Source organism: Actinomadura rayongensis, assembly GCF_009831215.1.
Lineage (GTDB): Bacteria > Actinomycetota > Actinomycetes > Streptosporangiales > Streptosporangiaceae > Spirillospora > Spirillospora rayongensis.
In genome coordinates, this window is record NZ_WUTW01000006.1 from 332,364 (window position 1) to 359,129 (window position 26,766).

The 26,766-nt window shown below is 76.5% G+C and carries 25 protein-coding genes; 11 read left to right on the forward strand and 14 right to left on the reverse strand.

Annotated elements, in window-relative coordinates; genetic code table 11:
* The first annotated feature begins 352 nt into the window (after positions 1-352).
* Both GQ466_RS24960 and GQ466_RS31060 read left to right on the forward strand, forming a co-directional pair.
* Positions 353-1,615, forward strand: a complete 1,263-nt coding sequence (locus tag GQ466_RS24960) for a PucR family transcriptional regulator (protein WP_337193617.1) — start codon at positions 353-355, stop codon at positions 1,613-1,615.
* A gap of 50 nt (positions 1,616-1,665) precedes the next feature.
* Positions 1,666-2,313 carry a DUF2231 domain-containing protein gene (locus GQ466_RS31060; RefSeq protein WP_202421058.1) on the forward strand — a complete coding sequence of 216 codons (648 nt, stop codon included), beginning with the start codon at positions 1,666-1,668 and terminating at the stop codon, positions 2,311-2,313.
* Between the two features lie 709 nt (positions 2,314-3,022).
* Here the strand turns inward: GQ466_RS31060 and GQ466_RS24965 are convergent.
* Positions 3,023-4,084, reverse strand: coding sequence for a beta-ketoacyl-ACP synthase 3 (locus GQ466_RS24965; RefSeq protein ID WP_161105456.1), 1,062 nt, complete (start codon positions 4,082-4,084; stop codon positions 3,023-3,025).
* Between the two features lie 222 nt (positions 4,085-4,306).
* On the opposite strand from GQ466_RS24965, the gene GQ466_RS24970 reads away from it, so the two are divergent.
* The 5 genes from GQ466_RS24970 (at position 4,307) to GQ466_RS24990 (ending at position 10,735) form a co-directional block, all read left to right on the forward strand.
* Positions 4,307-5,308, forward strand: coding sequence for an acyltransferase domain-containing protein (locus tag GQ466_RS24970; protein ID WP_161105457.1), 1,002 nt, complete (start codon positions 4,307-4,309; stop codon positions 5,306-5,308).
* A gap of 12 nt (positions 5,309-5,320) precedes the next feature.
* Positions 5,321-7,111, forward strand: a complete 1,791-nt coding sequence (locus GQ466_RS24975) for an acyl-CoA dehydrogenase family protein (RefSeq protein ID WP_161105458.1) — start codon at positions 5,321-5,323, stop codon at positions 7,109-7,111.
* A 92-nt stretch (positions 7,112-7,203) separates the two neighbouring features.
* A complete protein-coding gene (locus GQ466_RS24980; protein ID WP_161105459.1) occupies positions 7,204-7,779 on the forward strand; it encodes a TerD family protein in 576 nt (191 codons plus the stop codon).
* 851 nt (positions 7,780-8,630) lie between these two features.
* Positions 8,631-9,452, forward strand: a complete 822-nt coding sequence (locus tag GQ466_RS24985) for an HAD-IIA family hydrolase (RefSeq protein ID WP_161105460.1) — start codon at positions 8,631-8,633, stop codon at positions 9,450-9,452.
* Between the two features lie 467 nt (positions 9,453-9,919).
* Complete coding sequence (locus GQ466_RS24990; protein WP_337193618.1) at positions 9,920-10,735, forward strand: DUF3152 domain-containing protein; 816 nt, start codon at positions 9,920-9,922, stop codon at positions 10,733-10,735.
* Here GQ466_RS24990 and GQ466_RS24995 read toward each other — a convergent pair.
* On the reverse strand, positions 10,710-11,348 hold the full coding sequence (locus GQ466_RS24995) for a TetR family transcriptional regulator (RefSeq protein ID WP_161105461.1): 639 nt from the start codon (positions 11,346-11,348) through the stop codon (positions 10,710-10,712). The genes GQ466_RS24990 and GQ466_RS24995 overlap by 26 nt on opposite strands.
* 75 nt (positions 11,349-11,423) lie before the next feature.
* Between GQ466_RS24995 and GQ466_RS25000 the strand changes: the two genes are divergently transcribed.
* Entirely contained in the window at positions 11,424-12,050 is a 627-nt protein-coding gene (locus tag GQ466_RS25000; protein WP_161105462.1) for an IMPACT family protein, read from the forward strand.
* 263 nt (positions 12,051-12,313) lie between these two features.
* On the opposite strand, the gene GQ466_RS25005 is transcribed toward GQ466_RS25000, so the two are convergent.
* The 6 genes from GQ466_RS25005 to GQ466_RS25030 form a co-directional block, all read right to left on the reverse strand.
* Positions 12,314-13,303, reverse strand: a complete 990-nt coding sequence (locus GQ466_RS25005; RefSeq protein WP_161105463.1) for a DJ-1/PfpI family protein — start codon at positions 13,301-13,303, stop codon at positions 12,314-12,316.
* Positions 13,304-13,310: 7 nt separating this feature from the next.
* A complete protein-coding gene (locus tag GQ466_RS25010; RefSeq protein WP_161105464.1) occupies positions 13,311-13,919 on the reverse strand; it encodes an isochorismatase family protein in 609 nt (202 codons plus the stop codon).
* A gap of 166 nt (positions 13,920-14,085) precedes the next feature.
* On the reverse strand, positions 14,086-15,252 hold the full coding sequence (locus tag GQ466_RS25015) for a glycosyltransferase (RefSeq protein WP_161105465.1): 1,167 nt from the start codon (positions 15,250-15,252) through the stop codon (positions 14,086-14,088).
* Positions 15,253-15,557: 305 nt separating this feature from the next.
* A complete protein-coding gene (locus GQ466_RS25020) occupies positions 15,558-16,619 on the reverse strand; it encodes a tyrosine-type recombinase/integrase (RefSeq protein WP_161105466.1) in 1,062 nt (353 codons plus the stop codon).
* 92 nt (positions 16,620-16,711) lie between these two features.
* On the reverse strand, positions 16,712-16,930 hold the full coding sequence (locus GQ466_RS25025) for a hypothetical protein (RefSeq protein WP_161105467.1): 219 nt from the start codon (positions 16,928-16,930) through the stop codon (positions 16,712-16,714).
* A gap of 109 nt (positions 16,931-17,039) precedes the next feature.
* Positions 17,040-18,152: an FAD-dependent oxidoreductase gene (locus GQ466_RS25030; RefSeq protein ID WP_161105468.1), complete on the reverse strand. Its 1,113-nt coding sequence runs from the start codon at positions 18,150-18,152 to the stop codon at positions 17,040-17,042.
* Positions 18,153-18,205: 53 nt separating this feature from the next.
* On the opposite strand from GQ466_RS25030, the gene GQ466_RS25035 reads away from it, so the two are divergent.
* Entirely contained in the window at positions 18,206-18,898 is a 693-nt protein-coding gene (locus tag GQ466_RS25035; protein WP_161105469.1) for a TetR/AcrR family transcriptional regulator C-terminal domain-containing protein, read from the forward strand.
* Positions 18,899-19,043: 145 nt separating this feature from the next.
* On the opposite strand, the gene GQ466_RS25040 is transcribed toward GQ466_RS25035, so the two are convergent.
* From GQ466_RS25040 to GQ466_RS25055, 4 genes are all read right to left on the reverse strand, one after another.
* Complete coding sequence (locus GQ466_RS25040) at positions 19,044-20,414, reverse strand: allophanate hydrolase (RefSeq protein ID WP_161105470.1); 1,371 nt, start codon at positions 20,412-20,414, stop codon at positions 19,044-19,046.
* Positions 20,411-22,003 carry a regulator gene (locus GQ466_RS25045; protein ID WP_161105471.1) on the reverse strand — a complete coding sequence of 531 codons (1,593 nt, stop codon included), beginning with the start codon at positions 22,001-22,003 and terminating at the stop codon, positions 20,411-20,413. Before GQ466_RS25045 ends, GQ466_RS25040 begins: the two co-directional genes overlap by 4 nt.
* The gene (locus GQ466_RS25050; protein WP_161105472.1) at positions 22,000-22,698 is read right to left on the reverse strand and encodes a cysteine hydrolase family protein; all 699 of its coding nucleotides are present in this window, start codon (positions 22,696-22,698) and stop codon (positions 22,000-22,002) included. Before GQ466_RS25050 ends, GQ466_RS25045 begins: the two co-directional genes overlap by 4 nt.
* A 152-nt stretch (positions 22,699-22,850) precedes the next feature.
* Positions 22,851-23,510 (reverse strand): FCD domain-containing protein, encoded by a 660-nt coding sequence (locus GQ466_RS25055; RefSeq protein WP_202421060.1) that lies wholly within the window; start codon positions 23,508-23,510, stop codon positions 22,851-22,853.
* A 202-nt stretch (positions 23,511-23,712) separates the two neighbouring features.
* Between GQ466_RS25055 and GQ466_RS25060 the strand changes: the two genes are divergently transcribed.
* Both GQ466_RS25060 and GQ466_RS25065 read left to right on the forward strand, forming a co-directional pair.
* A complete protein-coding gene (locus GQ466_RS25060) occupies positions 23,713-24,342 on the forward strand; it encodes an alpha/beta hydrolase (protein WP_161105473.1) in 630 nt (209 codons plus the stop codon).
* 3 nt (positions 24,343-24,345) lie between these two features.
* The gene (locus GQ466_RS25065; protein WP_161105474.1) at positions 24,346-25,266 is read left to right on the forward strand and encodes an alpha/beta hydrolase fold domain-containing protein; all 921 of its coding nucleotides are present in this window, start codon (positions 24,346-24,348) and stop codon (positions 25,264-25,266) included.
* Positions 25,267-25,268: 2 nt separating this feature from the next.
* Here GQ466_RS25065 and GQ466_RS25070 read toward each other — a convergent pair whose 3' ends face one another.
* Together GQ466_RS25070 and GQ466_RS25075 are read right to left on the reverse strand one after the other, a co-directional pair.
* The gene (locus GQ466_RS25070) at positions 25,269-25,931 is read right to left on the reverse strand and encodes a LysE family translocator (RefSeq protein WP_161105475.1); all 663 of its coding nucleotides are present in this window, start codon (positions 25,929-25,931) and stop codon (positions 25,269-25,271) included.
* Positions 25,932-25,976: 45 nt separating this feature from the next.
* Positions 25,977-26,726, reverse strand: a complete 750-nt coding sequence (locus tag GQ466_RS25075; RefSeq protein ID WP_202421061.1) for a hypothetical protein — start codon at positions 26,724-26,726, stop codon at positions 25,977-25,979.
* Positions 26,727-26,766 lie beyond the last annotated feature (40 nt).

Here is a 26,766-nt window from a genome sequence, read left to right on the forward strand (position 1 = left end):
CGGTCGGCGGCACAGCGATGCGGAGGCACGCCGTCGGCGCGGCGCGCCGGGTTGGGAGGCGCGTGGAGCGGACGGGCGGAGGGCCGCAGGCGGTGGGACGAAACGGGCGTTTGGAGGTGGCCGGAGGGGAAGGAATGGGGCGTCCGGACGATCCCGCTAAGCGGGGTGACGGCCTGGATTGTCCTGAAACGTGGCTTGTTGTTGATGATGTCGGCGCGGTGTTATCACGTGAGTGACAACGTTCGGCGTGCAGCACGTACAGGATGTGAGTGTTGCGCAACGCACAAGATACCTACCGTCGGAGACCCGGTTCCGGGCGGCGGCCCGGCTGCTGTCCGGGTGGAGGTGTGCGGTGACGTTGGTGTACGACGGGGCTCCGGTGGACGGGGCGCGCGAGGGCGCGGCGGCGCAGCCGTGGCGTGCCGTGCCGGTGGCGGAGGCGGCGTGGATGCGGGGGCATCTGCCGGCCGTGCAGGAGCTGATGGTGGCGGGCGTGCTGCGGGAGGTGCCCGAGTACGCGCGGCCGGGTGATCCGGTGTACCGGCAGGTGGTGGAGGCCGCGGTGGTCTTCGCGATGGAGCACCTGGTGCGGCTCATCGAGGACCCGGACGTGTCGTGGAAGGACGTGTACCAGGTCTACTTCGACGTCGGCTACGGGGAGGCGGTCGAGGGCCGCAGCCTGGAGCACCTGCAGAACGCGATGCGGATCGCGTCGCGGACGGCGTGGCGATACCTGGCGGCGGAGTACCAGCGGCTGGGGCGCCCGCTGTCGCTGCTGAGCGTGATGGCGGAGGCGAACTTCGCGTATCTGGACGAGTTGTCGTCGGCGGCGGCGGCCGGGTACCGGCGGGCGCGGGAGAAGGCGGCGGGCGAGCGCGAGCAGCGCCGGCACCGGCTGCTGGGCCTGCTGCTGTCGGAGGCGCCGGTGCCCGAGGGCGTGGTGGCCGAGCAGGCGGCGATGGCGGGCTGGCCGCTGCCGCAGCGGCTGGCGGTGATCGTGCTGCGCCCGCGTCCGGGCAGCGGCGGGGAGGGCCCGTCGGGGCTGCCGCCGCAGGTGCTGGCGGGCCTGGACGGCGGCCGTCCCTGCCTGGTGATGCCCGACCCCGACGGCCCCGGCCAGGCCGAGCGGCTGACGGGGATGCTGGCGGGCTGGTCGGGCGCGGTCGGCCCGGCGGTGCCGCCGGGCGAGGCGCGGGTGTCGCTGCACTGGGCGCGGCGCGCGCTGGAGCTCCCGGCCGACCCGTGCGGCGGGGACGACGCGCAGCGCGGCGGCCTGGTCCGCGCGGAGGAGCGGGTCGCGGACCTGCTGCTGGAGGCGGGCGGGCGGCTGACGGAGATCGTCGCGGCGCGCCGCCTGGAACCGCTGACGCGGACCCGGTCCCGGCACGGGGTGCGGCTGGCGGTGACGCTGCTGGAGTGCCTGAAGAACGGCTTCAACGCGACGGGCGCGGCGGCGGCGCTGCACGTGCACCCGCAGACCGTCCGGTACCGCCTGGGGCAGCTGCACGACCTGCTCGGCTTCGACATCGAGGACCCCGAGATCCGCCTGGAGCTGATGCTGCTGCTGCAGGTGTGGATCCGGCGGGACGGCGAGCTGCCCGAACAGCCCGCGTGAGCGCGGCGTTGAGAGGGTTCTGAGAGGTCGGTGCCGTTGGATGACCGTCCATGAGCGATGACGCCACGGCCCCCGCGCCGTCCCCCGGCCCCGTCCCCTCCGCCCCGCCCGCTTCCCGCCCGGACGGCGCCCCGCGCCCGGGCCCGTTCGGCATCCCCCTGAACGCGCCGGTGCTGCTGCTGGCGGCGGCCGTGGTGCTCGCCGCGGCGCTGGCGCCGGTGGAGCCGCAGGACGCGTTCGGGCTCCCGGCGCATCCGCTGCTGGTGCACGTCCCGGTGGTGCTGGTGCCGCTGCTGTCGGCCGCGGCGGCGGCGCTCGCGGTGCGCCCGGCGTGGCGGCTCCGCTTCGGCGCGGCGACGGGCGGCGCGCTGGTCGCGGTGATGGCGGCGACGATGCTGGCGGCGGGCGCGGGCGAGGCGCTGCGCGACGAGCGCACCGGCGGCGGCCCGGTGCCGCACGCGGTGGCCGAGCACGGCGAGCTGGGAGGCCAGCTCCGCGTGCTGGTGGTGGCGCTGACGCTGGTGTTCCTGGCGCTCCTGATCCTGGACGCGCGCCGCGCCCCCGAACCGGGCCGCGCGGCCGTCCTGACGGGCAGGGCCGCCGCGGCGCTCGTGGTCGTCCTCGCGCTGCTCGCGTTGGTGTGGGTGGTCCGGACGGGCCACGCCGGCGCCGAGCTGACCTGGGGCCACACCACCTGACGCACCCTGAGCCGCCCCACCTGACCACACCTCCGTGCCCAGCCCGCGCGAGCCTCCGCGCGCGGAACATCCACTCCGCCTTGCTGCGGCACAGCCCACGCACGTGATCGCGCGCGGCCCAGCACAGCGCGTCCCCGCTCCCGACCCACGCCCGGCCACGTCATCGGTCGCGCCGCCGCAGATCCCGCCAGCCCGCCCGGGCGTTCGTGCGGTCCGCCGCCTGCGAGGCGGCGGACCGCACGCGCGGTGGCGCGCGTTGCGCCCGCCGTCGATCTACCGTCCGCCGTTCGGCTGCCAGCGGACGTTCGCCGGCCGTCCGCCCGCCGGGACGCGCACCGGCCTGCACGGCGCACCACCAGGCCTCCGGCGCAACCTCCCCGGCCCGGGCACCGGCCGCCGCCCACCGCGCCGCCTACCGCGCAGCGTGCCCGGTTGCGCGGGCGGCTGGGCGGGACGGGCGGGATCTGCGGTCGGTGCGCGTGTACCGCGCCGCACCGCGAGGGGGCGCGCGGCGCGGTACGGGGCGAGTTGCGGGTCGTCGGGGGCCGGTGCGGGCACCGCGTCGGCCGGTCGTGCCGCTCGGGATCCCGGGCGGCGGCGTGGGCGGGTCGGTGGAATGGGCCGGTTGACGTTCGTGGGCCGGTTGGCGGGCGGGGGGCTGCGCTGCGCCGTGCGGCGGGTGGGGCGTGCGGCGGGGTGGGGGTGAGGGTCAGGTGGGCCAGCGGAGGAGGACGTGGCCCCAGGTGAGGCCGGCGCCGAAGCCGGCGAGCAGGACCAGGGCGTCGGGCGGGAGGGTGCGGGTGCGCAGGGCGCGGTGGAGGGCGTAGGGGAGGCTGGCGGCGCCGATGTTGCCGACGTCGTGGCCGGCGACGGCGATCTGGGCGGGGTCCAGGCCGGCGGCGGGGCCGAGGGTGGCGGTGAGGCGGGGGTTGGGCTGGTGGGGGACGACGAGGGCGAGGTCGGCGGGTTTGACGCCGGCGTCGTCGAGGGCGGCGGTGACGAGGCGGGGGAACGTTCCGGTGATGAAGTCGCGGACGGCGCGGCCGTCCATGTGGATGGTGTGGCCGCGGGCGGTGAGGGTGGCGGGGCTGGCCGGGGAGCGGCTGCCGCCGGCGGGGATGAGGACGTCGTCGGCGCGGGTGCCGTCGGAGCCGAGGGCGAGGGAGACGATGCCGGCGGGGGCGGCGGCGGGGCCGAGGACGGCGGCGGCGGCGCCGTCGCCGAACAGGGCGGCGGTGGCGCGGTCGGCGGGGTCGAGGAAGCGGGAGTAGACCTCGACGCCGATGACGAGGGCGCGGGGCGGGGCGCCGCGCTGGGTGGCGAGCCAGCCGACGGCGGCCTGGACGCCGAACACGAACCCGGTGCAGGCGGCGGCGACGTCGAACGCGGCGGCGCGGCGGGCGCCGAGGAGGGCCTGGACGCGGCAGGCGGTGGCGGGGCCGAGTTCGTCGGGGGTGGAGGTGCCGACGACGATGAGGCCGATGTCGGCGGGGGTGAGGCCGGCGTCGTCGAGGGCGCGGCGGGCGGCGTGGGCGGCGAGGTCGGAGGCGGCCTGGCCGGGGGCGGCGACGTGGCGGGCGGCGATGGCGGTGCGGTCGGCGATCCAGCAGGGGTCCAGGCCGAGGTCGCGGGACAGTTCCTCGCTGGTGACGCGCCGGTCGGGCAGGTAGGCGCCGGTGCCGTGGACGGCGACGGGGTGGCGGGCGGCGGGCGTCCCGTCCGGTGGTCGGGGCTGTTCAGGTGTCCCGGCAGGCGTCCCAGCTGGTGTCACGGGCGTTCCCCTCGGTCCGGTCGGGGCTCCGGGTGCGGTGACCGGGAGCGGTGCGGGCCGTCGCTTCGGCCGGTGGCGGGCCGGGCGGCGGCCGGGGTGGTTGTCAGGCCGACCCCTGAAAGGAATAATCCCAGTTTGTAACTTTTGTTCTATATCTGTTGGCGCGCTGTCGCTTATCCACGAAGACAAGTGAGTCTTACCCAGAGGTAAGGAGACCCGCCCGTGCCGTTCGCCCCGGACTGGACGCAGGACCTGGCCCCCGATCTCAGACCCGACGACGTGTGCGCCTTCCTCTTCCCCGGGACGGGATCGGGCGGAACCCCCGACCTGACCGCCCTGTCCGCATCCGGCCACACCGCGGCCGGGCCGGCGGGCCGCCGGATCGTCGCCGACGTCCTGGACGCCGTCCAGGAGGGCCTGCCGGTCGGGTGGCCGGTGCTGCGCGACGTCCTGCTCGACGACCCGGCCGCCTACCCCGACGCGGCGCGCCGCCCGGGCGTCGCGCAGGCCGCGGACTACGCGTGCGCGGTCGCCGCCGACCGGGTGCTGCGCGCGGCGGGGGTCGTCCCGGCGTTCGCGGTCGGGCAGAGCTTCGGGGAGATCGCGGCGATGGTGTCGGCGGGGGTGTTCACCGTCGCCGACGGCGCCCGCATGGCCGTGACGCTGGTGGACGTCCTCACCCGGCACGGGTCGGGCGGCGGGATGGGCCTGGTCGCCGCGCCCGAGGCCGACACCCGCGCGTGCCTGCTGCGCGCCGCCGAGCCGTCGGTGGTGATCGCGTGCACGACCGCGCCCGCGATGACGGTGGTGTCGGGGCCGGACGAGCCGCTGGAGCGGGCCCTGGCCGCCGCGCGCGACCACGGGGTGAAGGCGGTGCGGCTCGCCGTCCCGTACCTGTCGCACCATCCGTCGCTGCGCGGCGCCGACGACGAGTGGTACACGATCATCCGGTCGGTGCCGGCGCGCGCGCCGGAGCTGCCGGTGTACTCCCCGGTGCGGGGCGGCGCGTACGGGCCGGGCGACGACCCGCACCGCGCGCTGGCCGACTGCATCGTGCGGACGCTGCGGTTCCCCGAGATCGTCCGGGCCGTGCACCGCGCGGGCGCGACGCTGTTCGTCCAGGCCGGGCCGGGCGACGCGCTGTGCCGCGCGGCGGCGCTGTCGGTGCCCGGCGCCCGCACCTGCGCGCCGCTGGCCGCCCCCCGCCCCGCCGCCGTCCACTGAGAGGAACCGCCCATGCCCGACAGCATGCCCGACACCACCGACACGGCCGCCGACGGTCTGGCGGGGTTCGTCCGGGGCCGCGCCGACGCGTGGCTGGACGCGGCGGTCCCGCCGGAGTTCGCGGTCGTCCCCGACGGCCTGACGGCCCGCGACCGGCAGGCCCTGACCTACGACCGGCTGCGCCGCGCGGGCCGCGCCGCGCCGCCCGCCGCCGAGCTGCTGGACGACCCGCACGCCCTGTGCGCGCTGCTGGAGCGCGCCGCCGTCGCCGACCCGGCGCTGTTCCACGTGATGCTGCTGCACTACACGCTCGCGCTCGCCCCGATCCTGCGGTTCGGCGCCGGGCAGGACGGCCTGGACGGCCCGCGCGAAAGGCTGGCGTCGATGGGGGACGTCGGGACGCTGCTGATGACCGAGGCGGGCCGCAGCAACAGCCACCTGTCGCCCCGCACCACCGCCCGCTACGACGCCGGGACCCGCGAGTTCGTCCTCACCACCCCCGACGCCGACGCCGCCAAGTTCCCCACCAACACCGGCCACCCCGGCGTCGCCAAGACCGCCGCCGTGTACGCCACCCTCGTCCACGGCGGACGCGAGCACGGCGTGTTCGTGTTCATCGCCGCACTGCGCGGACCCGACGGGACGCCCGCGCCCGGCGTCCGCATCATCCCCGCCCCCGACGGCAGCGGCCTGCCCGTCGACTACGCGGCGGTCCGGCTGGACGGGCTGCGCGTCCCCTACGAGGCGTGGCTGCGCGACGGCGCGTCCATCGACGCGGCCGGAGCGTTCCACGACCCGGCGGGCGGCGCCGCGCAGCGCCTCACCCGGTCGATGTCGGTGGGCCCGGCGGTGTGGCGGGCGGTCGTGGCGGCGTGCGCGGCGGTGACGCGCGCGTCGGCGGGCGTGCTGGCCGCGCACTCGGCGGGGCGGGTCGCGCTCGGCCGCCTGGCGCCGCTGCGGCCCCTCACCGACTACCGCAACCAGCGCGAGGCGGTGCTCGGCGCGCTGGCGTCGGCGTACGCGCTGACCGCCGTCGCCGCCCACGTCAAGGACCGCACCGCCTCCGCCACCGGTGACGGCGGCGGGGGCGCGTGGGCGCCGTGGTCGGCGGTGGACCGGGACCTGGCGCTGTTCAAGGCCGCCGTGACGGTCCGCGCCGAGGACGCCGTCGCGCGGTGCCGCACCCACAGCGGCGCGCCCGGGTTCGCCGCCACCGACCGCCTCAACGCCTACCGGGGCCTCGCCCACGCCTACCGCAGCGCGGGCGGCGACAACGACCTGATCCTGTTCGACACCGCCCGCGCGATGGCCGCCGGCGACCGGTACGCGCCGCCGCCCGCCGCGCCCGTCCCGGCGGGCGCCGACCCCCTGGACCCGGGCGTGTGGCTCGGGGTCGCCGCCGACGCCGAGCGCCGCCTGGCCGCCCGCCTCACCGACCGCGTCGCGACCGCCGCCGCGGCGGGCGCGGACCCGTTCACCGCGTGGAACGCCAACCTGTCCCTGGCGACCGCCGCCGCGACCGCGCACGCCGACCGGACCGTCCTGCAGGTCGTCGCCGCGGCCGAAGGGTCGGCGCCGCCGCCGGTCCGGCCGCTGCTGCGGCTGTTCGCGCTGGACTGGATGGAGTCGCGCGCCGCCGTCCTGCTGAACGAGGGCGCCGCCGCGTCCGGCCTGCTGGACCGCGTGTGGGAGGCGCGCCGCACCCTCGCCGACGACCTTCCGCCGGGCCGCGCCGCCGACCTCGCCGCCGCCCTGGACCTCCCGCCCGCCATCACCGCGCCCGCCTCGTTCATCACCGCGTGACGCGCGCGGGAACCACGGCGCGGCGGGCTCCGTTGCTCGTTACAGTGCGTGCGGACGACGGACGTCCGCGCGACCGGAACCGGAGGTGGAGTGTGGGTGTCAGCCTGAGCAAGGGCGGCAACGTCTCGCTGACCAAGGAGGCTCCCGGGCTGACCGCGGTGGTGGTGGGCCTCGGCTGGGACGTGCGGACCACGACCGGCGCCGACTTCGACCTGGACGCCAGCGCGCTGCTGTGCTCGGCGGACCGCAAGGTCGTCTCGGACCGCCATTTCGTGTTCTTCAACAACCTCACCAGCCCCGACGGGTCGGTGGAGCACACCGGCGACAACCTCACCGGCGAGGGCGAGGGCGACGACGAGCAGATCAAGGTGAACCTCGCGGGCGTGCCCGCCGAGGTCGACACCATCGTGTTCCCGGTGTCGATCTACGACGCCGACGCGCGGCAGCAGAACTTCGGGCAGGTCCGCAACGCGTTCATCCGCGTCGTGAACCAGGCCGACGGCGCCGAGATCGCCCGCTACGACCTGTCGGAGGACGCCTCGACCGAGACCGCCATGGTGTTCGGCGAGCTGTACCGCAACGGCGCGGACTGGAAGTTCCGCGCGGTCGGGCAGGGCTACGCGTCGGGCCTGTCGGGCATCGCGTCCGACTTCGGCGTCAACGTCTGACCCGTCCGGGCCCCGCCGGGCGCACCGCGACCACCGGTCGCGCCCGGCCCCTCCCGGCCGCCCGGCCTCAGGTCCCGGACGCGCGGCCTCAGGCGAGCGGCCTGGGGTGCGCAGGTGGCCGACGGTGCGCGCCGCCGCCCGGCCCCGTCAGGGCGCACGGCCCTGCGGAGACCCGCGCGCCCGTGTGCACCGGCCGCGCGATAGCCCCGAACACGCCGGGCGTGCGGCGATCGCTGGTGCGTCCCGCCTGCGGCCCCGCCCGACAGTCCCGGGCGCGGGACCGGGCGCGCAGGCCATCGCGGAGTGCCTGGCCGGGCGCGTGGCCGTTGCCTTGTCTGGAGGCCCGGGCGCAGGCGATCCGGGTGCGCGCGGACCCGCCCGCCGGGTGGTCCTGCCTGGAAACCGGGGCGCGCCGGCGATCGCTGGCGCGCCCGGTGTGTAGGGCCCCGGGCGTGTACGGCTCCCGCCGCGCGCCCGGGCCAGCGGGGGCGCGCGGCCCTTGAATCCCGCACGCACCGGCGATCGCCATGCGCTCGGCCTGTGCGGCTCCTGCCGTGCGCCTGGGTCGTGCGTTCGGGTCAAGCGGGCCGCCGGTCCGGCCGCACGGGCCGCGTTGGCCCGCGCCGCCGCCGGGACGTCCGGGGCGAGGAACACGGCATGCGCGTTGGCCCGCGTTGGCTGCGTCGGCCCGCGTTGCGTTCCAGCCGTGTCCCCGCGCGCGACTGCTCCAGGAGCCGGGGCAGGTCGTCCAGCGTCACCGTGTCCCCGTGCGCGTGTCCCCGTGCGCGCGGTGGGGCGTGGGCGTTGTGCCGCTGTTGGGTGGAACGTTCCGGCCTGCGACAATGGGCGGTATGAACAAAGGCGCGCCGATCGAGTCGTGGTTGTCGGACATGGACGGCGTCCTCGTTCACGAGGGCCGCCCGATCCCGGGTGCGGCGGAGTTCCTGCAGCGGCTGCAGGCGGCGCGGCGCCCGTTCCTGATCCTCACCAACAACTCGATCTACACCCAGCGGGACCTGTCGGCGCGGCTCGCGGCGCTCGGCCTGCCCGTCCCCACCGAGTCGATCTTCACGTCGGCGCTGGCGACGGCGGCGTTCCTGGCCGACCAGCGGCCGGAGGGCTCGGCGTACGTGATCGGCGAGGCGGGGCTGACGACGGCGCTGCACGAGGCCGGGTACGTCCTCACCGACATCCGGCCCGACTATGTGGTGCTGGGCGAGACCCGCACCTACAGCTTCTCCCAGATCACCCAGGCGGTCCGGCTGGTGGACGGCGGCGCCCGGTTCGTCGCGACCAACCCCGACCCGGTGGGGCCGTCGGCGGAGGGCTCGATGCCCGCGACCGGCGCGGTCGCCGCGATGATCACGCGGGCGACGGGCGTGGAGCCGTACTTCGTCGGCAAGCCGAACCCGCTGATGATGCGGACGGCGCTGAACCGCGTCGCCGGGCACAGCGAGAGCACCGTGATGGTCGGGGACCGGATGGACACCGACATCGTCGCGGGCATCGAGGCGGGCATGCGGACGGTGCTGGTGCTGAGCGGCGTGACGGGGCGCGGCGAGGTGGAGCGGTTCCCGTTCCGCCCGACGGCGGTGGTGCCGTCGATCGCGGACGTGGCGGCGATGGTCGACGACCCGTCCCTGCTGGACCGCGACGAACCCACCGCCCCCTGACCCACGCCCCCACCCGTCCGCGCCGCGCACGGCCGGGCACGGTCGTGGACCCCGACGTGGGCTCCGCCCAACGAGCCGCCCGTCCGCCCGCCCGCTCGCGTCCGTCCGGACGGGCGGACGGGACGTGCGGCAGCCAGCGCGGCGTCTGTTCGCGCTGTGCTGTTCGCGCGCGGGGAAGCGCGCGCTTTCCCGCGTGGGGAGCGCGGCGGTTGGCGTGGTGCTTCTCTTGTCGCCTTGCTGCCGCCCGGTCCTCGTCGCGTTCGGGCCCCGGGGGTCGGGGCGGGGTTCTGTTGTCGTTGTGTGCAGGTCGGGGTGGTGCGGGTGGGGGCAGGGGCGGGCGTGGGGCGTGCGGGGGCGGCTGGTTATCCTGGCGGCGATATCCCGACATGGGCTGGTGAACCTGGTCATCGCGCGTGCGCGTCGTGGCGGGGACCGTCCAGACCGGCCGCCGATCGCAGGAGTTGCGCGTGCACGAACCCGACCCGTCCGGGGTTCCGGCCCGGCCGCGCCGCCGTCTGGTGTGGACGGTCGCGGGCGCCGTCGTGTGCGCGGCGGCGGTCGGTGCGGCGGCCGTGGCGGTCGCCGCCCGCGACGGCGGGTCCGGTGACGGGCGGCGACCACCACGGTCGGCGCGGCCGGAGGCGGCGGGCACCCGCGCGGCGGCGCCCCGCACGCCCGGCTCGCCCCGGCAGGCCCGCTCGCCGAAGCAGCGGCGTGACGGGCGGCGGCAGCCGCAGCGGGTCCGGGTGCCGGTGTCGGGGACGGGACGGTTCACCACCGCGCCCGCCGCTGCCTCGGCGGCGCGCTTTTCCGGGGCGGCCCGGACGGTCCGGTACGCCGTGGACGTGGAGGGCGGCCTGCCGTTCGACGCGGCGGTGTTCGCCGCGCAGGTCCAGCGGATCCTGAACGATCCGCGCAGCTGGGGGCACGGCGGCCGGGTCCGGTTCGTCCGCGTCGCGCACGGGCCGGTCGCGTTCCGGGTGTCGCTGGCGAGCCCCGCGCTCACCGACCGGTTGTGCGCGCCGCTGGTCACGGGCGGGGAGCTGTCGTGCCGCAGCGGGAACCGCTCGGTCATCAACGCGCGCCGCTGGGGGCAGGGCGCCGTGACGTACGGCCCGGACCTGGCGTCCTACCGCGAGTACGTGGTGAACCACGAGGTCGGGCACGCCCTCGGCCACGGCCACGAGCAGTGCCCGGGGCGGGGGCGGCGCGCGCCGGTGATGGTGCAGCAGACCAAGTCGCTGCAGGGCTGCCGCATCAACCCCTGGCCGTTCCCCGGCTGAGGAGCGCGTCGACGAGCGCGGTGAGGTCCCCGGCGAAGTGCTCGTGCCGGCCGTGCGGGTTCCAGGCGTCCCCGAGCGCGTCCAGCGTGGGATGCTCCGACGGGTCCACGTCCCCGGTGACCAGCAGCCGCTTGCCGGTGTAGGCGGGATGGATCCGCTGCACCAGGTCCCCGAAGCTGAACACCCACGTCACGCGGTGCGCGCGCGCCGCCTCCGGCAGCGTCAGACCGCACGCCGTCCACGCCGCGTACAGGTCCTCCATCAGCCACAGCAGCGCGGGCGCGGCGACGTCGCTGCGGCTGAGGACCTCGGTGATCCACGGCCGTCCCGCCAGCTCCCCGTGCTGCCAGAGCAGCAGCGCCAGGAGGCGGTCGCGGGGCGCCTGCGGCAGCACCGGCCGCGGCAGGCTGCCGAACACCCGGTCCATCAGCAGCGTCAGCAGCTCGTCCTTGCCGCGCACATGCCGGTAGATGCTCATCGGCGCGCTCCCGACGGCGGTCGCGACGCGCCGCATCGACAGCGCCGTGCTGCCCTCCCGGGTGACGATGTCCAGCGCGGCGTCGATGATGTCCTCGCGCGTCAGCCGCTGATCGGACAGCCCGTGGTCGCTCACGCACGCAAGTGTGACACGCCCGGGGATCTTGACGGGAACGGGCCGCCGCCGCGCCCGGCTACACTCGCCCCCGTCATGCGCAGGATCCAGCGGCCCGGCTCCCACACCGTGGAGGTGCGGCGGTCCCGGTTCACCTGCACCCTCGCCCGCGTGGACGACGAGGCCGCCGCCGTCGCGTTCCTCACCGCGCACCGCCGCGCGCACCGCGACGCGACCCACAACTGCACCGCCTACGTCGTCGGGGACCGCGGCGAGACCACCCGCAGCAGCGACGACGGCGAACCCGCCGGGACGGCCGGGATCCCGATGCTGGAAGTCCTGCTGCGCCGCCGCGTCACCGGCACCGCCGCCGTCGTCACCCGCCACTTCGGCGGGGTGAAGCTCGGCGCGGGCGGCCTGGCCCGCGCCTACGCCGGCGTCGTCGCCGCGACCCTGGACCTGGTCGGCCTCGTGGAGCTGCTGCCGGTCACCGACGTCACCGTCCGCGTCGCGCACACCGACGCCGGACGGTTCCTCGGCGACCTGCACGCCCGCGGCCCCGCCCCGCAGACCGTCCGGTACGGCGCCGACGTCGCCGTCACCGTCGGCGTGCCCGCCGCCGACACGGCGGAGTTCGCGGCGTGGGCGGCGGCGGTCACCGGCGGACGCGCCGCCGTCGAGCACGGCCCGACACGCTACGGCGAGGTCCCCCTCCCACCCTGACCGGCCCGCGAGGAGGCTGAGCGCAGGCCCTCGCGAGGCCCCTTGGGAGGTCATGAGGAAAAGGATGCGATCACCTCGACCGCCGCCGATGAATCCCGCACCCATCCTCCTCGCAGGCCGACCCGTGCCCCGCCCGCGCTGCGGCCGGCCCAGGCGCGGCACAGGCGCGGCACGGGCGGCGGGCCGGAACGCCCTGGCGGGCACTCGCTCCGGTGCCCGGTCACCGCTCCGGCTCGACGCCGCGCCGACCGCCCCGCGCCACCTCACAGGTCCGGCGCGGCAGCGTGACCAGCGGGGGCGACGGGGGTGGCCGGTGCGGTCGGGCCGGGGACGGTGGCGGGGGTGCGGCGGGTGGCGCGGAGGCGGCGGAGCATCCGCGCGTCGCCGAACCCGACGGCGCGGGCGGCGGCGTCGGCGGTGGCGCCTTGGGCGATGAGCGCCTCGGCGTGCTCGACGCGCAGCTCCTGCTGGTACCGCAGCGGTGTGCGGCCGGTCGCGGCGGTGAACCGGCGCGTCAGGGTCCGTTCGCTCACGCCCGCCGCGGCGGCGACCGCAGCGAGCGGCAGCGCGTCCCGGTAGCGGGCGTCGATGAGGTCCTGCGCGCGGTGCACGGCGTCGCTGAGGTGCGCCCGGTACCGCAGCATCACCCCGTCCTGCGGCTGGTCCCCGTTGCGCCGCGCGTACACGACCATCGCGCGGGCGGCGCGCGCGGCGGCGCCGGGCCCGTGCCGGACGGCGAGCAGGTGCAGCGCCAGGTCGATGCCGCTGGCGATGCCCGCCGACGTCACCACCCGCCCGTCGGTCACGAACAGCACGTCGGGGACGACGCGCGCGGCGGGGTGGAGGCGGGCCAGGTCGGCGTGCAGGGCGTGGTGGGTGGTGCAGCGCCGCCCGTCCAGCAGCCCGGCGCGGCCGAGCGCGAACGCGCCCGCGCACACGCTCGCGACCGTCCCGCCCGCCGCGTGGTGGGCGCGCAGCCGCGCCGCCGTGCCCGCCCCGATCCGCCCCGGGTCGGGGTCGGGGGCGCGGCGCCGCCACCCGGGGACGACGACGAGGTCGGCGGGGGACAGGTCCGGCCACGCGGTGCCGGCGCGGACGGTGAGGCCCTGCGCGGTCGGGACGTCCTCCTGCTCGGCGACGTACTCCGTCCGGTAGGGCAGGCCGAGGTCGGCGGCGGTGGAGAACACCTGCGCGGGCCCCGCCAGATCCAGCAGGTGCACGCCGGGGACGAGCACGAACAGCACACGCGTCACGATCCGGTCAGTCTACGCCCGCCGCCGCGACGTGGTCGTCCAGGGACGCGATCCGCGCGAACCTCCCCGCCAGCGCGTACTCGGTGCGCTCGGTGACGGCGTCGGCGGGCAGGGTGCGGGGGTCGGCGAGCAGCGCCGCCACGTCCAGCCCGGCGCGGACGGCGGGCGGCGCGTCGCGGTGCGCGATCGGGAACGTCGCGGTCGCGTCCGTCACGAACACCACCCCGTAGCCGAGGTCCGCGCCGATCCGCGCCGTGGTCTCGCAGCACTGCTCGGTCTGGATCCCGCACACCACCAGCTCCCCGACGCCGTGCCGGGTGAGGACCCGCTGCAGCTCGGTGGTGGTGAACGCGTTCCGGGACGTCTTGGTCAGCACCGGCTCCCCGGCGGCCGCCTCCAGACCGTCCATCAGCCGCACGTGCCCGCTCACCGGGTCGAACGGCGTCCCCGACCCCGGCTCGCTGTGCAGCACCCACACCACCAGGTCCCCTGCGGCGCGCGCCGCGTCCACCAGCCGGACGGTGCGCGCGGCGATGTCGGGACGGTTCACCGCCTCCCACAGCGGACGGCGGCGGAAGGACTCCTGGACGTCGATCACGATCAGCGCTCGGTTCATGCCCCGATCCTGGCGTCCCGCGCGCCGCCGCGCCCAGCCACGATCACGCCCCGCACCGGAACGATCCGGTCACCCACCCGCCCCGACCGACCGGACCAGGCCGGGCGGAGGCGGACGGGCAGGGGCGCCGACCGCAGCGGGCGGGGGCGGCGCGGTGTTTGGCCGGTCAGCCGACTGCGGTGCGGCCTTTCCACATGCCGCCGCGCCCGGCGTAGTGGCGGCGCGCCGAGTCCACCGTCATCGCCGCGTACAGGGCGGCGACGAGGGGGAGCGCGACGGCCCGGGCCGGCGACAGTCCGTAGAACCGCAGCACCGGGACCTGTGTCGCCGCCATCACCGCCCACCCCGCCGCGCCCGCGACGGTGGCGGTCCCGTTTCCGGTGGCGGCTCCGGCGATCGCCGCGACCGGCGGGACCCCGTACAGCACCGCCAGGCCCGCGACCGTCGCGGCCAGCAGGGCGGGGGAGTAGCGGAGCTGGTGGTAGGCGCTGCGCACCACCATCGCCCACAGGTCCGCCAGCCGCGGGTAGGGGCGGCGGCTCTCCACGTCCCGCGCGAGGCGCAGCTCGCACCGCGCCCCCGACCGCTTCAGCAGCCGCCCGAGCGCGACGTCGTCGATGAGCGCGCCGCCGATCGCGGCGAGCCCGCCCGCCCGGTCCAGCGCCGTCCGCCGCACGAGCATGCATCCGCCCGCCGCCGCGGCCGTCCGCGACCCGTCCCGCCCCACCCGCCGGAACGGGTACAGCTGCGCGAAGAAGTACACGAACGCCGGCACCACCAGCCGCTCCCACCCGGTCGCGACGCTCAGCAGCGCCATCCGCGACACCAGGTCCCGGTCCCGTCCCAACGCGGCCCGCACCAGGCCCGCCACCGCGCCCGGACGGTAGGCGATGTCGGCGTCGGTGAACAGCACGAACTCCGGCCGGTCCCGGGCGGCGGCGCGGACGCCCTCGCTCATCGCCCACACCTTCCCCGCCCACCCGGCGGGCCGCTCCCGCGCCGCCACCACCTCCAGGTCCGCCGCCGCCCCCGCGGCCAGGCGCTTTGCGAGCGCGGCGGTCCCGTCGGAGCTGCCGTCGTCGACCAGCACCACCCGGAACGGCCCCGGGTACTCCTGCGCCAGCAGCGTCGGGAGCGTGTCCGGCAGCACCGCCGCCTCGTCGCGCGCCGGGACGACCGCGACCACGCCCGGCCACCCGCCCGCCGGAACCCCGCCGCCCTCCCCACTACCGCCGTCGCCGGTGGGGGAGGTGCGCCAGAAACCCCCGTGCCCCGCCGCGAGGTACACCCATCCCGCGACCGCCGCCACCGCCGCCGCACCCAGAACCGTCACGCTCCGCAGCCTCGCACCCGCACGCCGTGATCGTCACGGCGCCACGCGCCGCACCCGCCCGACCGGCCGCGCCGTCCCCGCCCACCCCGACCTCTCCACGCACCGCGCCGGTCCGCGAAAGGTCGGGGTGGGTCGGACCGGGGCGCCGCACCCGCTCGCTACCCGCTCGATCCGCCCCGCCACGTCCCGCGGCGCATCCCGCGCCCGACCGATCCATCCGCCGCGTCCCGACGCGCACCCCGCGCCCGGCCCTTGTGTCCGGAGCGTCCTGCGTCAGGGCGTCCTGGGGCCGGACGCGGGGCGGGTCAGGGGGTGTCGTCCGGGCGGGTGCGGCGCGGCGCGGGCAGGAGGGGGTGGACGCGCATCGCGGCTTCGAGTTCGCCGGGCAGCTCGTCCCGGTAGCGGCCGAGGGTGGACAGGTCGGCGTGGCCGAGGATCCGGCGGACCGCGTCCATGTCCGTCGCGACCGCCAGCAGGTGCGTCGCGGTGGTGTGCCGCAGGCCGTGCGGCGTCACGCTCCGCCGCCGTCCCGGCTCCACCCGCGCCAGGACCCGGTCGATGACGCCCTGCACGTCGCCGCGCGCCAGCCGACGGCCCCGCCACGACAGCAGCAGCGCCTTGTCCTCCACCCCCCGGTCCAGTTCCCGCCGCCCCGACGCCAGGTACGCGTCGAGCACGTCGGCGACCGCGCCGGGCAGCGGGACGTCCCGCGTCCGCCCGCCCTTGCCGAAGATCCGCCAGTACCGCACCCCGGCGTTCACGAAGAAGTCCTCCACGTTCGCGCGCGTCAGCTCCGACACCCGCGGCCCCACCGACGCCAGCAGCAGTACGATCAGCCCGTCGCGCAGCTCGGTCCGCTGGTCCGCGCGCCGCCCCGCCGCGGGCCGCGCCGCCACCAGGTTCTGCGCCGCGTCCAGCAGCCCCGCCGCCTGCTCCGCCGTCAAAGCCCGCCGCTCCGCGCGCAGCCCGCCGCGCTCGCGCGCCTCCAGCGTCACCGACCCCATCGGGTTGAGCTGCACCCACCCCGCCACCGTCGCGTACCGGAAGAACGCCGACACCGACCGCCGGAACCGCGCCTGCGACGCCGCGCTCTGCGTCGCCCGCCCCACCGGCCCCGGACCCGCCGCCGCGCGCCGCCCGTCCGGTTTGCGCGCGAACCGCACCAGCACCGCGTCGACCGCCGCGCCGTCCAGGTCGTCCAGCACCGCCTCCGGGTCGGCGAGCTCGGCGAACGTCCCCACGTCGCGGACGTACACCTCCGCCGTCCCGGGCGCGAGCGCACCCGTCGCGGCCTTGGCGCGGACCATCTCGGCATAGCGGTCGGCGGCCTCGGCCACCGTCAGGCGCAGGACATCGGCTGGACGCACGCCGCCGAACCTACCGGCCCCCTCCGACAAAACCCCGGGGAACGCGCGAGGGCGGCCCCGGGGCACGGGACCGCCCTCGCATGCGCCGCCCGCTAGGGGAACACGACCTCCCGGGCCGTGCTCTCGGGCGCGTGACCCTGCGCCTCGCGCAGCGCCCGCGCGAACAGCGGGTCGCGGCGCCCCCGCCGCGCTACGACCGTGCAGCTCACCCCGGCGGTCCTGGCGGCGCGGGCCACGTACCCGTGCTCGGCGAGATCTTCCAGGAAGACGTCCACCCACCCCGGGGCGGACCGCTCGGTCGTCACAGCCATTGGGATCACTCACTACGCGTTTCCAGGGCGCCGCCGGTGCGGCGGCGCGTTCGATAACGGCACAAGATACTCCTGCCCGCCCCGCCTCGCACCCGGAAACCAGGACGGCTCACGACGGCTGCACTTCGTCGAACAACGCCACCGCCCGCGCCGGGTCCGCGCCCACCAGCCGCTCCAGCCCCGCCGCCGTCCGCGCCGCCCACCGGCCCGCCCGCGCCCCCATCCGCTCCTCGAACGCCCGCACCGCCCCGTCCAGGTCCCCGGCGCCGACGATCGCCTCGGCGAGTTCGGCGCCGTCCAGCAGCGCCAGGTTCGCGCCCGCCCCGAGCGGCGGCATCAGGTGCGCGGCGTCGCCCACCAGCGTCACCCCGGGCACGTGCGCCCACGCGTGCCCCACCGGCAGGACGTGCAGCTCCCGCCGCACGAACGCCGTCCCGTGCCGGACGAGGTCCAGCAGGGGAGGAGCCCACCCGTCCAGCAGGTCCAGCACCGCCGCCCGCAGCGCGTCCGCGTCGCCCGGATCCACGTCCGCCGGCCACCCCTGCGGCGTCCGGTACTGCGCGTACACCTTCACGTGCCCGCCGCCGCCCCGCTGCGCCACCAGCCCCCGGTTCACCCCGTACACCGCCACCGCACCGTCCCCGACCAGCCGCGCCAGACCCGGGTGGCGGGCGTCGACGTCGTCCAGCGACGTCTCCACGTACGTCACCCCCGCGTACTCCGGCACCGCCCCCGACACCGCAGCCCGCACCCGCGACCACGCGCCGTCCGCGCCCACCACCAGATCGAACGCCTCCTCCCGCCCGTCCGCGCACCGCACCACCGCGCCGCCCCCGCCCGGCACCACCTCCGCGACCTCCCACCCCCACCGCACGTCCTCCAGCCCGCCCAGCAGCAGATCGCGCAGCCGACCCCGGTCGATCTCCGGATTGGCCCGCTCGTCCGGCCCCGGACGCCAGTCGCGCAGCACCGCCCCGCCCGGATCAAGGATCCGCATCGCCTGCCCCTCCGGCCGCGCCGCCGCCCGGAACTCCGCCAGCAGCCCCGCCTTCTCCAGCGCCCGCTGCCCGAGGCCCGCGTGCAGGTCCAGCGAACCGCCCGGCGGACGCGCCGCGGGGGAGCGGTCGCGCTCCAGGACCGTCACCGGACGCCCATGACGCGCCAGGACGCGCGCGAACGCCAGCCCGGCCGGGCCGCCCCCTACCACCGCGATACGACTCATGGCGATACACCGTATTGACCCGATATGGTGTATCGCAACAGTACGGTGAAACCATGACCGTGTGGGACCGCCCCGAACCACCGCCGCCGCCCGCGCCGCTCGACCGCCCGCGCATCGTCGCCGCCGCCGTCGCGCTCGCCGACGCCGGGGGACTGGACGCGGTGTCCCTGCGCAAGGTCGCCGCCCGCCTCGACGCCGGCCCCATGCGCCTCTACGGCCACATCGCCACCAAGGACGAACTCCTCGACCTCATGGTCGACCACGTCCACGCCGAGATCCTGCCCACCGAACCGCCCGCCGGCTGGCGGGACGCGCTGCGCGGACGCGCCCACCGCACCCGCCGCGCCGTCCTGCGCCACGAATGGCTCGCCGACCTGCTCGGCGGCCGGCCGTCCCTCGGCCCCAACGCCCTCGCCGTCACCGAGTCCGCCCTCGCCGCCCTCGACGGCCGCGCGCCGCTCGACACCGCCCTGCGCGCCGTGGCGACCGTCAGCGCCTACGTCACCGGGGCGCTGCGGCACGAGGTCGCCGACCTGCGCGCCGAACGCGCCACGGGGCTGTCCGAACGCGACTGGCAGCGCGCGTCCGGCCCCCACGTCCGCCGGATGCTGGCCACGGGCCGGTTCCCGGCGCTGGCCAAGGCCGTGCACGACGGCGCGGACGTCGACGCCGCGACGTCCTTCGCGACCGGCCTGGAATGGGTCCTGGACGCCGTCGCCGCCAAGCTCGACGACCCGTCCACCTGACAAACACCGCCCAGACCTGCACAAGTGGGTACAAACCATCCAATACCCAACAGAAGCCCTTTTCTGTCGTGTTTAGGGCCAGTGGGGATCTGCGGGGTCGGGGAGAGGTCGCCGGCGGCCCCGGGACGCGGGGCCGCCGACAGGGTCACCCGGCGTGCGGCGTCACCGCGACAGCGTTGTGACGCGCGGTTTCGCCGGTGAAACCGGCGGCGGCGCCCGCGATGACGGCGTCGCTCCCGGCCGGGCCGAGGAACGTCACGCCGTGGGGACGGCCGGTCGCGGTGGTCCCGGCGGGCACGGCGACGGCGGCCAGGTCCAGGAGGTTCGCGAACATCGTGTAGTGGCCGAGGACGGTGTTGCGCCCGATCGGGTCCGCGGCCATCTCCGCGCGGGTGAACGTGGTGGGGACCGTCGGGACCGCGAGGACGTCGACGGCGTCCCACACCGGGCGGGTCGCCGCCTTCAGCGTCTGGAGGCGGTGCAGGCCCCGGAAGGCGTCCACGGCGGTGAGGGACCCGCCGGTCGACAGGACGCGGCGGGTGACGGGATGCAGGTCGTCGCCGTGGTCGGCGAGGAAGTCCCCGAACACGGCGAGGCGTTCGGCGACCCACGGCCCGTCGTACAGGAGCCGCCCGGCGGCCAGGAACGGCCGCAGGTCCACCGGGACGGCGGTGTGCCCGAGGGCGTCCAGGCGGGCGACCGCGTCGCCGAACCCGGCCGCCGCGGCGGCGTCCCCGTGGAACTCGGGGTGGTCGGGCACGCCGACCCGCAGCGGACCGGTGTCGGCGGGGACCGCGCCGGGGCCGGGGAAGTCCCGGGACCACGGGTCGCCGGGCTCGGGCCCGGCCATCACCGACAGGACGGCGCAGGCGTCGGCGACGGTCCGGGCGATGACGCTGGCGCAGTCGATCGACTCGCACGCGGGCACCAGGCCGAGGGTGCTGACGAGCCCGCGCGTCGGTTTGAACCCGACGGTCCCGGTGAGCACGGCGGGCACGCGCCCCGACCCGGCGGTGTCGGTCGCGACCGCGAACGGGACGAGCCCGGCCCCGACCGCGACGGCCGACCCGGAACTGGACCCCCCGCACACCAGCCCCGGCACCAGCGGCGACTCGGGGGTGCCGTAGGGGCTGCGCATCCCCGACAGGCCGGTGGCGAACTGGTCGAGGTTGGTCTTCCCGACGAGCAGCGCGCCGCCGTCCAGCAGCCGCCGCACCAGCGGCGCGGTGCGGTCGGGGACGTAGGCGTAGGCGGGGCACGCGACGGTGGTGGGGATCCCGGCGACGTCCAGGCTGTCCTTGACCCCGAACGGCACCCCCCACAGCGGCGGCCGGGTCGCGGGGTCGGGCCAGCGGCGGGTGAGGGCGGCGGCGTCGGCGAGCACGTCGGCGCGGCTCCGCAGCGTGATCCAGACGTGGTCGTCGCCGCGCGCGTCGATGCGGTCGTAGGTGGCGTGGACGATGGTGGCGGGGTCGGTTCCGGCGCGGTAGCGGGCGGTGAGGTCGGGGATGTTCATGCGGTCTGGGTCTTCGCGGTGACGGGCTGCCCGGCCTCGGGTTCGGGTTCGGCCGGTGTTTCGGGCTTGTGGCGGGTGGAGAGGGCGAACGCGGCGAACACGATGGCGGCGAACAGGTAGCCGAGGGCGATCTGCCCGCCGGCGTTCCAGGTGACCTCGCTGCCGTGGATGAGGCCGACGAACGACAGGGCGGCGCCGAACGCGGCGTATCCGGCGGCCCACAGGAAGGACCGGTCGACGACGAACGCGACGATCGCGCCGAGGACGAGTCCGGCCAGGACGGCGCCGCCGCCGAGGAGCATGGTGCCCCGGTAGACGGTTCCGGCGCCGGCGATGGTGTCGTAGCCGACTTTCTGGGCGGTGGTTCCGGCGGCGGCGAGGGCGTTGTCCATGTAGCCCTGTGCCCACTGGGCGATGTTGGGGATGATCGCGGCGACGACGGCGACGGCGTGCGCGGGGGGGACGGCCTGGAACGCCTGCGCGCCGATGAGCAGGCCGATGTAGAGCAGGATCGGGACGATCGCGGGGGTGGGGAGGACGGCGGCGAGGAGGGAGAACAGGCCGCCGAAGCACAGGGCGGCGATGACGACGCCGCTGGCGAGGGAGTATCCGGCGCGTCCGCCCGCCGACTTCCAGCCGGGGTGGCCGATGTAGACGGCGGGTGGGAACGGTGAGCCGAGCATGGATCCGACGATGGCGCCGGTTCCGTCGGCGAGCAGGACGGACCGCAGGTTGTAGGAGTCGCCGGCCGCGGCGGCGCTCTCGACGTTGCTCATCCCTTCGGTGAAGTTGTAGATGCCGAGGGGGATGGCGGTGGCGAGCAGGGGTGAGATCTCGCTGAGGCCGTCGCCGAGGCGGGTGAGGTTGAGGGTGGGGACGCTGACGGTGATGTCGTGGGCGGCGGCGGTGACGTCGGCGGGGTGCATGTAGCCGCCGATCCAGCCGATGGCGGTGCCGAGGAGGAGGGCGGCGAGGCCGACGGGGATGTTGCCGGGCAGGCGGACGCCGGTGAAGAACCCGACGAGCAGGAGCGCCAGGACGGGCAGCGCGATCCAGGCGGCCTCCCACATCTGCGCGGCGGGCCGCATGGAGATGAACGCGATGGAGATTCCGGCGAGGGTGCCGAGCATCGCGGCGCGGGGGGTGAAGCGCCGCACCCAGGGGCCGATGAACGCGCCGATGATGACGATGATCCCGATGATGAAGCACCACGCGAGTCCGGCGGCCCACGCCTTCAGGGGGTCGTGGGTGGTCAGGTACGTCGGCAGCATGATCACGAAGGTGACGATGAACATGTGGGGGACGCTGGGCCCGTAGGGCAGGGCGGTGACGTCGGCGCGGCCCTCGCGGAGGGCGAGGCGGCGTGCGAGGTAGGTGTAGTAGACGTTGCCGATGAGGAGCTGGACGCCGAGGGCGGGCAGCAGGACGCCGAAGACGTCGTGGCCGGGCAGGTGGACGACGCTGATGCACAGGCCGCTGAGGACCAGGACGTTCACCATGACGTTGAAGCCGAGGCCGAACGCGGCGTTGGTGTCGCCGCCGACCCACCAGGGCGGGCGTGCCGGTGCGGGGGTGGTCGTTGTGGTCATGGGATTCGCTCCTGGAGGGCCTTGAGGTAGTTCTGTGATGGTGCGACCCAGCCGAAGATGCCGCCCTGCGCGCTGATCATGTCGAGGGCGTACCGGTGGAGGTCGGGGAGGTAGGAGCCGACGCAGTCGGTGAGCACGAGGCAGTCGTAGCCGCGGTCGTTGGCTTCGCGGACGGTGGTGTGGACGCACACCTCGGTGGTGACGCCGGTGACGATGAGGTGGGTGATGGCGGCTTCGCGCAGGACGGTGTCGAGCGCGGTGGCGTAGAACGCGCCTTTGCCGGGTTTGTCGATGACGGTCTCGGTGGGGAGGGGTGCGAGGTCGTCGATGATGCCGTGGCCGTATTCGCCCCTGATGAGAACGCGGCCGAGGGGTCCGTCGTCGCCGATGCGCAGGGTGGGCGCGCCGCGGCGGCGTTTGGCGGGCGGGCAGTCCGACAGGTCGGGCAGGTGCCCTTCGCGGGTGTGGACGACGGTGAGTCCGGCGGCGCGGGTGGCGTGGAGGGTGTCGCGCAGCGGTGGGACGACCCGTTGGAGGAGGCCGACGTCGTTGCCGAGGGTCGCGCCGAAGCCGCCGGGTTCGAGGAAGTCGCGTTGCATGTCGATGACGAGGAGGGCGGTGTGGTGGGGGTCGAAGGCGTAGGAATAGGGGGAGGCGTCGACCTCGAGGCGCTGTCCGGTTTCGTGTTCGGTCATGGGGCTCCGTTCACCGGGGGAATCCCTCAACCGTCGATTGTCGACAGAATTGTGTCGGTGAGGCGTCCCGCCCGGTTACAGCCGTGTTAGCTGCCCCTCACCGGCACCCGGCGAGGGGAGAGGCCGCCCGAAACGCCACGGGCCAGCCGATGTCAGCCGATGTAGGTGCGGGCACCGTGCCCGGCGAGCGCGTCCAACGCCACCTCGCGGTCACCGGTCGCGACCGCCTCGTACAGGCGGCGGTGCCGCGCGACGCCCTCGGCCGGGTCGCGCTGCTCGGCCTCCAGCCGCAGGTTCGCCGCCATGTAGAGCTGCAGCTTCAACAGCACCGGCTCGTAGGCGCGCATGAGGTGACGGTGCCCGGCCAGGTCGACCAGCGCCAGGTGGAACCGGCGGTGCGCCTCGTTCTCGGCGAACGCGTCACCGGTGCGCGCCGCGTCGTCCATCGCCTCCAGCGCCGCCGCCAGCCCCGTCACGTCGTGTGCGGCGACGGTGACGGCGCGCGGCGGCAACGCCACCTCCACCGCGTAGCGTTCCAGGACGTCGCGGAGCCCGAACAGGCCGTCCACGTCGTCGCCCGACAGTTCCGCGACGCGCACGCCGCGGCGCGGCAGGTGCTCGACCAGTCCCTGCTGGCCGAGGAGCCGCAACGCCTCACGCAACGGCGCGCGGCTGATCCCGAACCGGGCGGTGAGCTGTTCCTCGATGAGCCGCTCGCCGGGCGCGAACGCGCCGCTGAGGATCTCGTGCCGCAGCCGCCGCACCGACAGCTCGACCAGGCTGGCGGGCTCCAGCGCGTCCCCGGACTCCACCAGACATCCCCCTCCCGGCCGCCGGTCGTCGGAGACCACTGTGTCAGAGCCGCCGCCGCGCACCGCACCGCCCACACCCGAACGGACGAACCGGACCACTCTCCTACGACCCGTGAATGCGCGATAATGTACATTATGTTAAGTAGCGTTCTCGGGGGCGGTGGGGTGTCCGTTTCGGGTGGGTCGTGAGAGGGTGCGGGGCATGCTGAGCGAGCCCGTCCCCCGGCTGTCGGTCCGCGCGCGGCCCGGCGGGGTGTCCGCTGTCGCGCTGGTGCTGCACGGCGGGCGGGAGCACAGCCGCGCTCGCGCGTCGTCGCGGCAGCCGGCGGCGCTGCGGATGGCGCCGTTCGCGTGGACGCTGGCGGCGGACGGGCGGCGGCACGGTCTGGCGGTGTGGACGCTGGGGTACCGGTTCCGGGGGTGGAACGGCGCGGACGCCTCCCCCGTCGCGGACGCGTGCTGGGCGCTGGAGCGGGTCGCGGCGGCGCATCCGGGGGTGCCGGTGGTGCTGGTGGGGCATTCGATGGGTGCGCGGACGGCGTTGCGGGTGGCGGGCGCGGAGCAGGTGCGGGGTGTGGCGGCGCTGGGCGCGTGGGTGCCGCGGGACGAGCCGGTGGGGCAGCTCGCGGGCCGCCGGGTGCTGTTCGTGCACGGCACCGGGGACCGGACGACGCCGATCTCGGGCGCCCGCCGGTACGCGGCGCGTGCGCGGGAGGTCGCGGACGTGCGGTTCGTGGAGGTGCCGGGTGAGGGGCACGCGATGCTGCGGCGTCCGGGATTGTGGCACCGGGCGGTGAGCGCGTTCGCGTTGTCGTGCGTGGCGGCGGGCTGACCGGTGGGCCGGGACCGGGAGTACCTGGCGTTCCTGCGCCGCTTCCTCGCCGACTCCGAGAAGCTGCGGCGCGCGGCGGAGCGGGACGGGCTGCGGGGTGTGGCGGCGGCGCGGGCGGTGCACGCGGCGGAACTGGCGGCGCTCCCCCACCCGCCGCTGCACCGGGTCCGGGACGTGGTCGTCGGCGGTGTCGCGGGTCGCCTGTACGTGCCGGACGCGGCGAGGCCGCCGGGGCTTCTGGTGTTCGCGCACGGCGGCGGGTGGGTGCTGGGCGATGTGGAGTCCTATGACCCGGTGGTGCGGGGGCTGGCGCGGGCGTCGGGGGCGGCGGTGCTGTCGGTGGAGTACCGGCGCCCGCCCGAGCACCGGTTCCCGGCGGCGGTCGACGACGTCACGGCGGTGACGGCCGCCGCCGGCGATCTCGCCGCGAGCCTCGGCGCGGGAAGGGTGGGGGTGGGCGGGGACAGCGCGGGCGGCCAGATCGCGGCGGCGGCCGCGCACCGGCTGGCGGTGGCGGGACGGCGCCCGGCGGGCCTGGTGCTCGTCTACCCGGCGGTGGACCTGCGGTCGGTGCCGCCTCCACCGCCCGACCCCGACGGCCTGCGGTTCCCCGGCCAGGACCTGGACCGCGTCCTGGACCTGTACCTCGGCGACACCGACCGCACCGACCCCGACGTGTCTCCCCTGCTGGCGCCCGATTTCTCGGTGCTGCCGCCCGCGGTGGTCGCGACGGCCGCGCACGACCGGCTCCGCGCGCAGGGCGAGGCGTTCGCGGCGCGGCTGCGGGACGCGGGGCCGGGCGCGGTGCTGCTGCCGGGCGAGGGCCTGGACCACGGGTTCCTCGGGTGGGGGCCGTTCGCGGCGCGCGCGGCGGACGCGGTCGCCGAACTCGGCGCGGCGGTGAACGCCCTGTTCGCGGCATAGGGTCAGCGGGTTTCGGCGGCGAGGCGGGCGCCGAGGCCGACCAGGACGATCCCGGACGCCTGGTCGAGGCGGCGGCGGACGGCGGGGCGGCCGAGGACGCGGCGTGCGGCGCCGGCGAGGGTGACGACGGTGAGGTACCAGGCGAGGTCGATGACCGTCCACCACACGGCGAGCAGCAGCAGGAACGCGGCGAGGGGCACGCCCGTCCCCACCGACGCGGGGACGAACTGGGGCAGGAACGACACGGCGAACACGCCGGCCTTGGGGTTGGCGAGGTTGGTGACCACCCCCCGGCGGACACTGCGCCACCCGCCCTCCCCCGCCTCAGCCCCGTCCGGAACGCCGGACGGGACGCCGGACGGGACGCCGGACGGGACGGCGGAGCGCCGCACGGCGCGCAGCGCGCGGACCCCGAACACGACGAGCACCACGGCCCCGACGATGCGCAGCCCGTCGTAGGCGACGCGGGACGCCACCAGCAGCGCCGACAGCCCCGCCGCCGCGGCCACGCCCCACAGCAGGACGCCGAGTTCGTTGCCGACGGCGGTGAGCGTCCCCGCGCGGCGGGACCGCAGGGACGCGCGCAGGATCACGACGGTGCTGGGCCCGGGGGCGAGGGCGACGAGGACGGCGGCGCCGGTGAACGCGGCGAGATGCGTCAGCATCCCGCCATCGTCGACACACCACCCGCGACCGGGCAACCCGGTTTCCTACAGCGGCCCGCCGCCTCCGTCGCCCGGCCCGGGCGACCCCGGCGGCGGCGACTCCGGCGGCGATCCGGGCGGCGCCCCCGACGGCGCCGGTTCGGGCGTCGTGCCGGGCGCGGGCTGCTGCGGGACGCCCATCGTCGGCTCGGGCGGCGGCGGGGGCGGCGGCGACGCCTTCGGCTCGCACGCGAACAGCACCGCCAGCAGCAGCCCCAGGATCACCAGGACGGCGACGAGCGTCAGCGTCGCCGCGACCAGCCCCCGCTCCGGCCGCCCGCCCTCCCCCGGCACGGTCACCGGAGCCGTCACCGGCGGCGGCGCCAAAGCGGGCTGCGACCCCTGCCAGTGCGGGCGGAACCCCGGCCCGTGCCGCGGCCCCTCCACCACGCCCGCACCCAGCAGCACCGCCTGCAAGAACCGCTCCGCGCCGACGCGCGCCGTGTCGAACTCCGTCGCGACCCACGGCGCCGGACCGTCCGGCTGCGCCGCCACCACCGGCGCCGCACCCGACGCCGCACCCGACGAGGACGGCTCCCCCGGCCCGCCCGGCAGCGCCGCGCGGATCGCCGCCCGGAACCGGTCGCGCGCCGCCGCGTCCTCGGCCGCGCCGCTGCTCAGCACCGCCACCGACGCGCGCCGCCCCGCACCGTCCACCCCGACGAAAACGATCCCGGCCGCCGACTCCGACAGCCGCGCCGACAGGCGGAACGGACCCAGCACTCCCGGATCCCCCGGCGGCAGCGGCGCGGACATGGCCGCCACACTAACAACCCGATCACTGGACGGTGCCCCA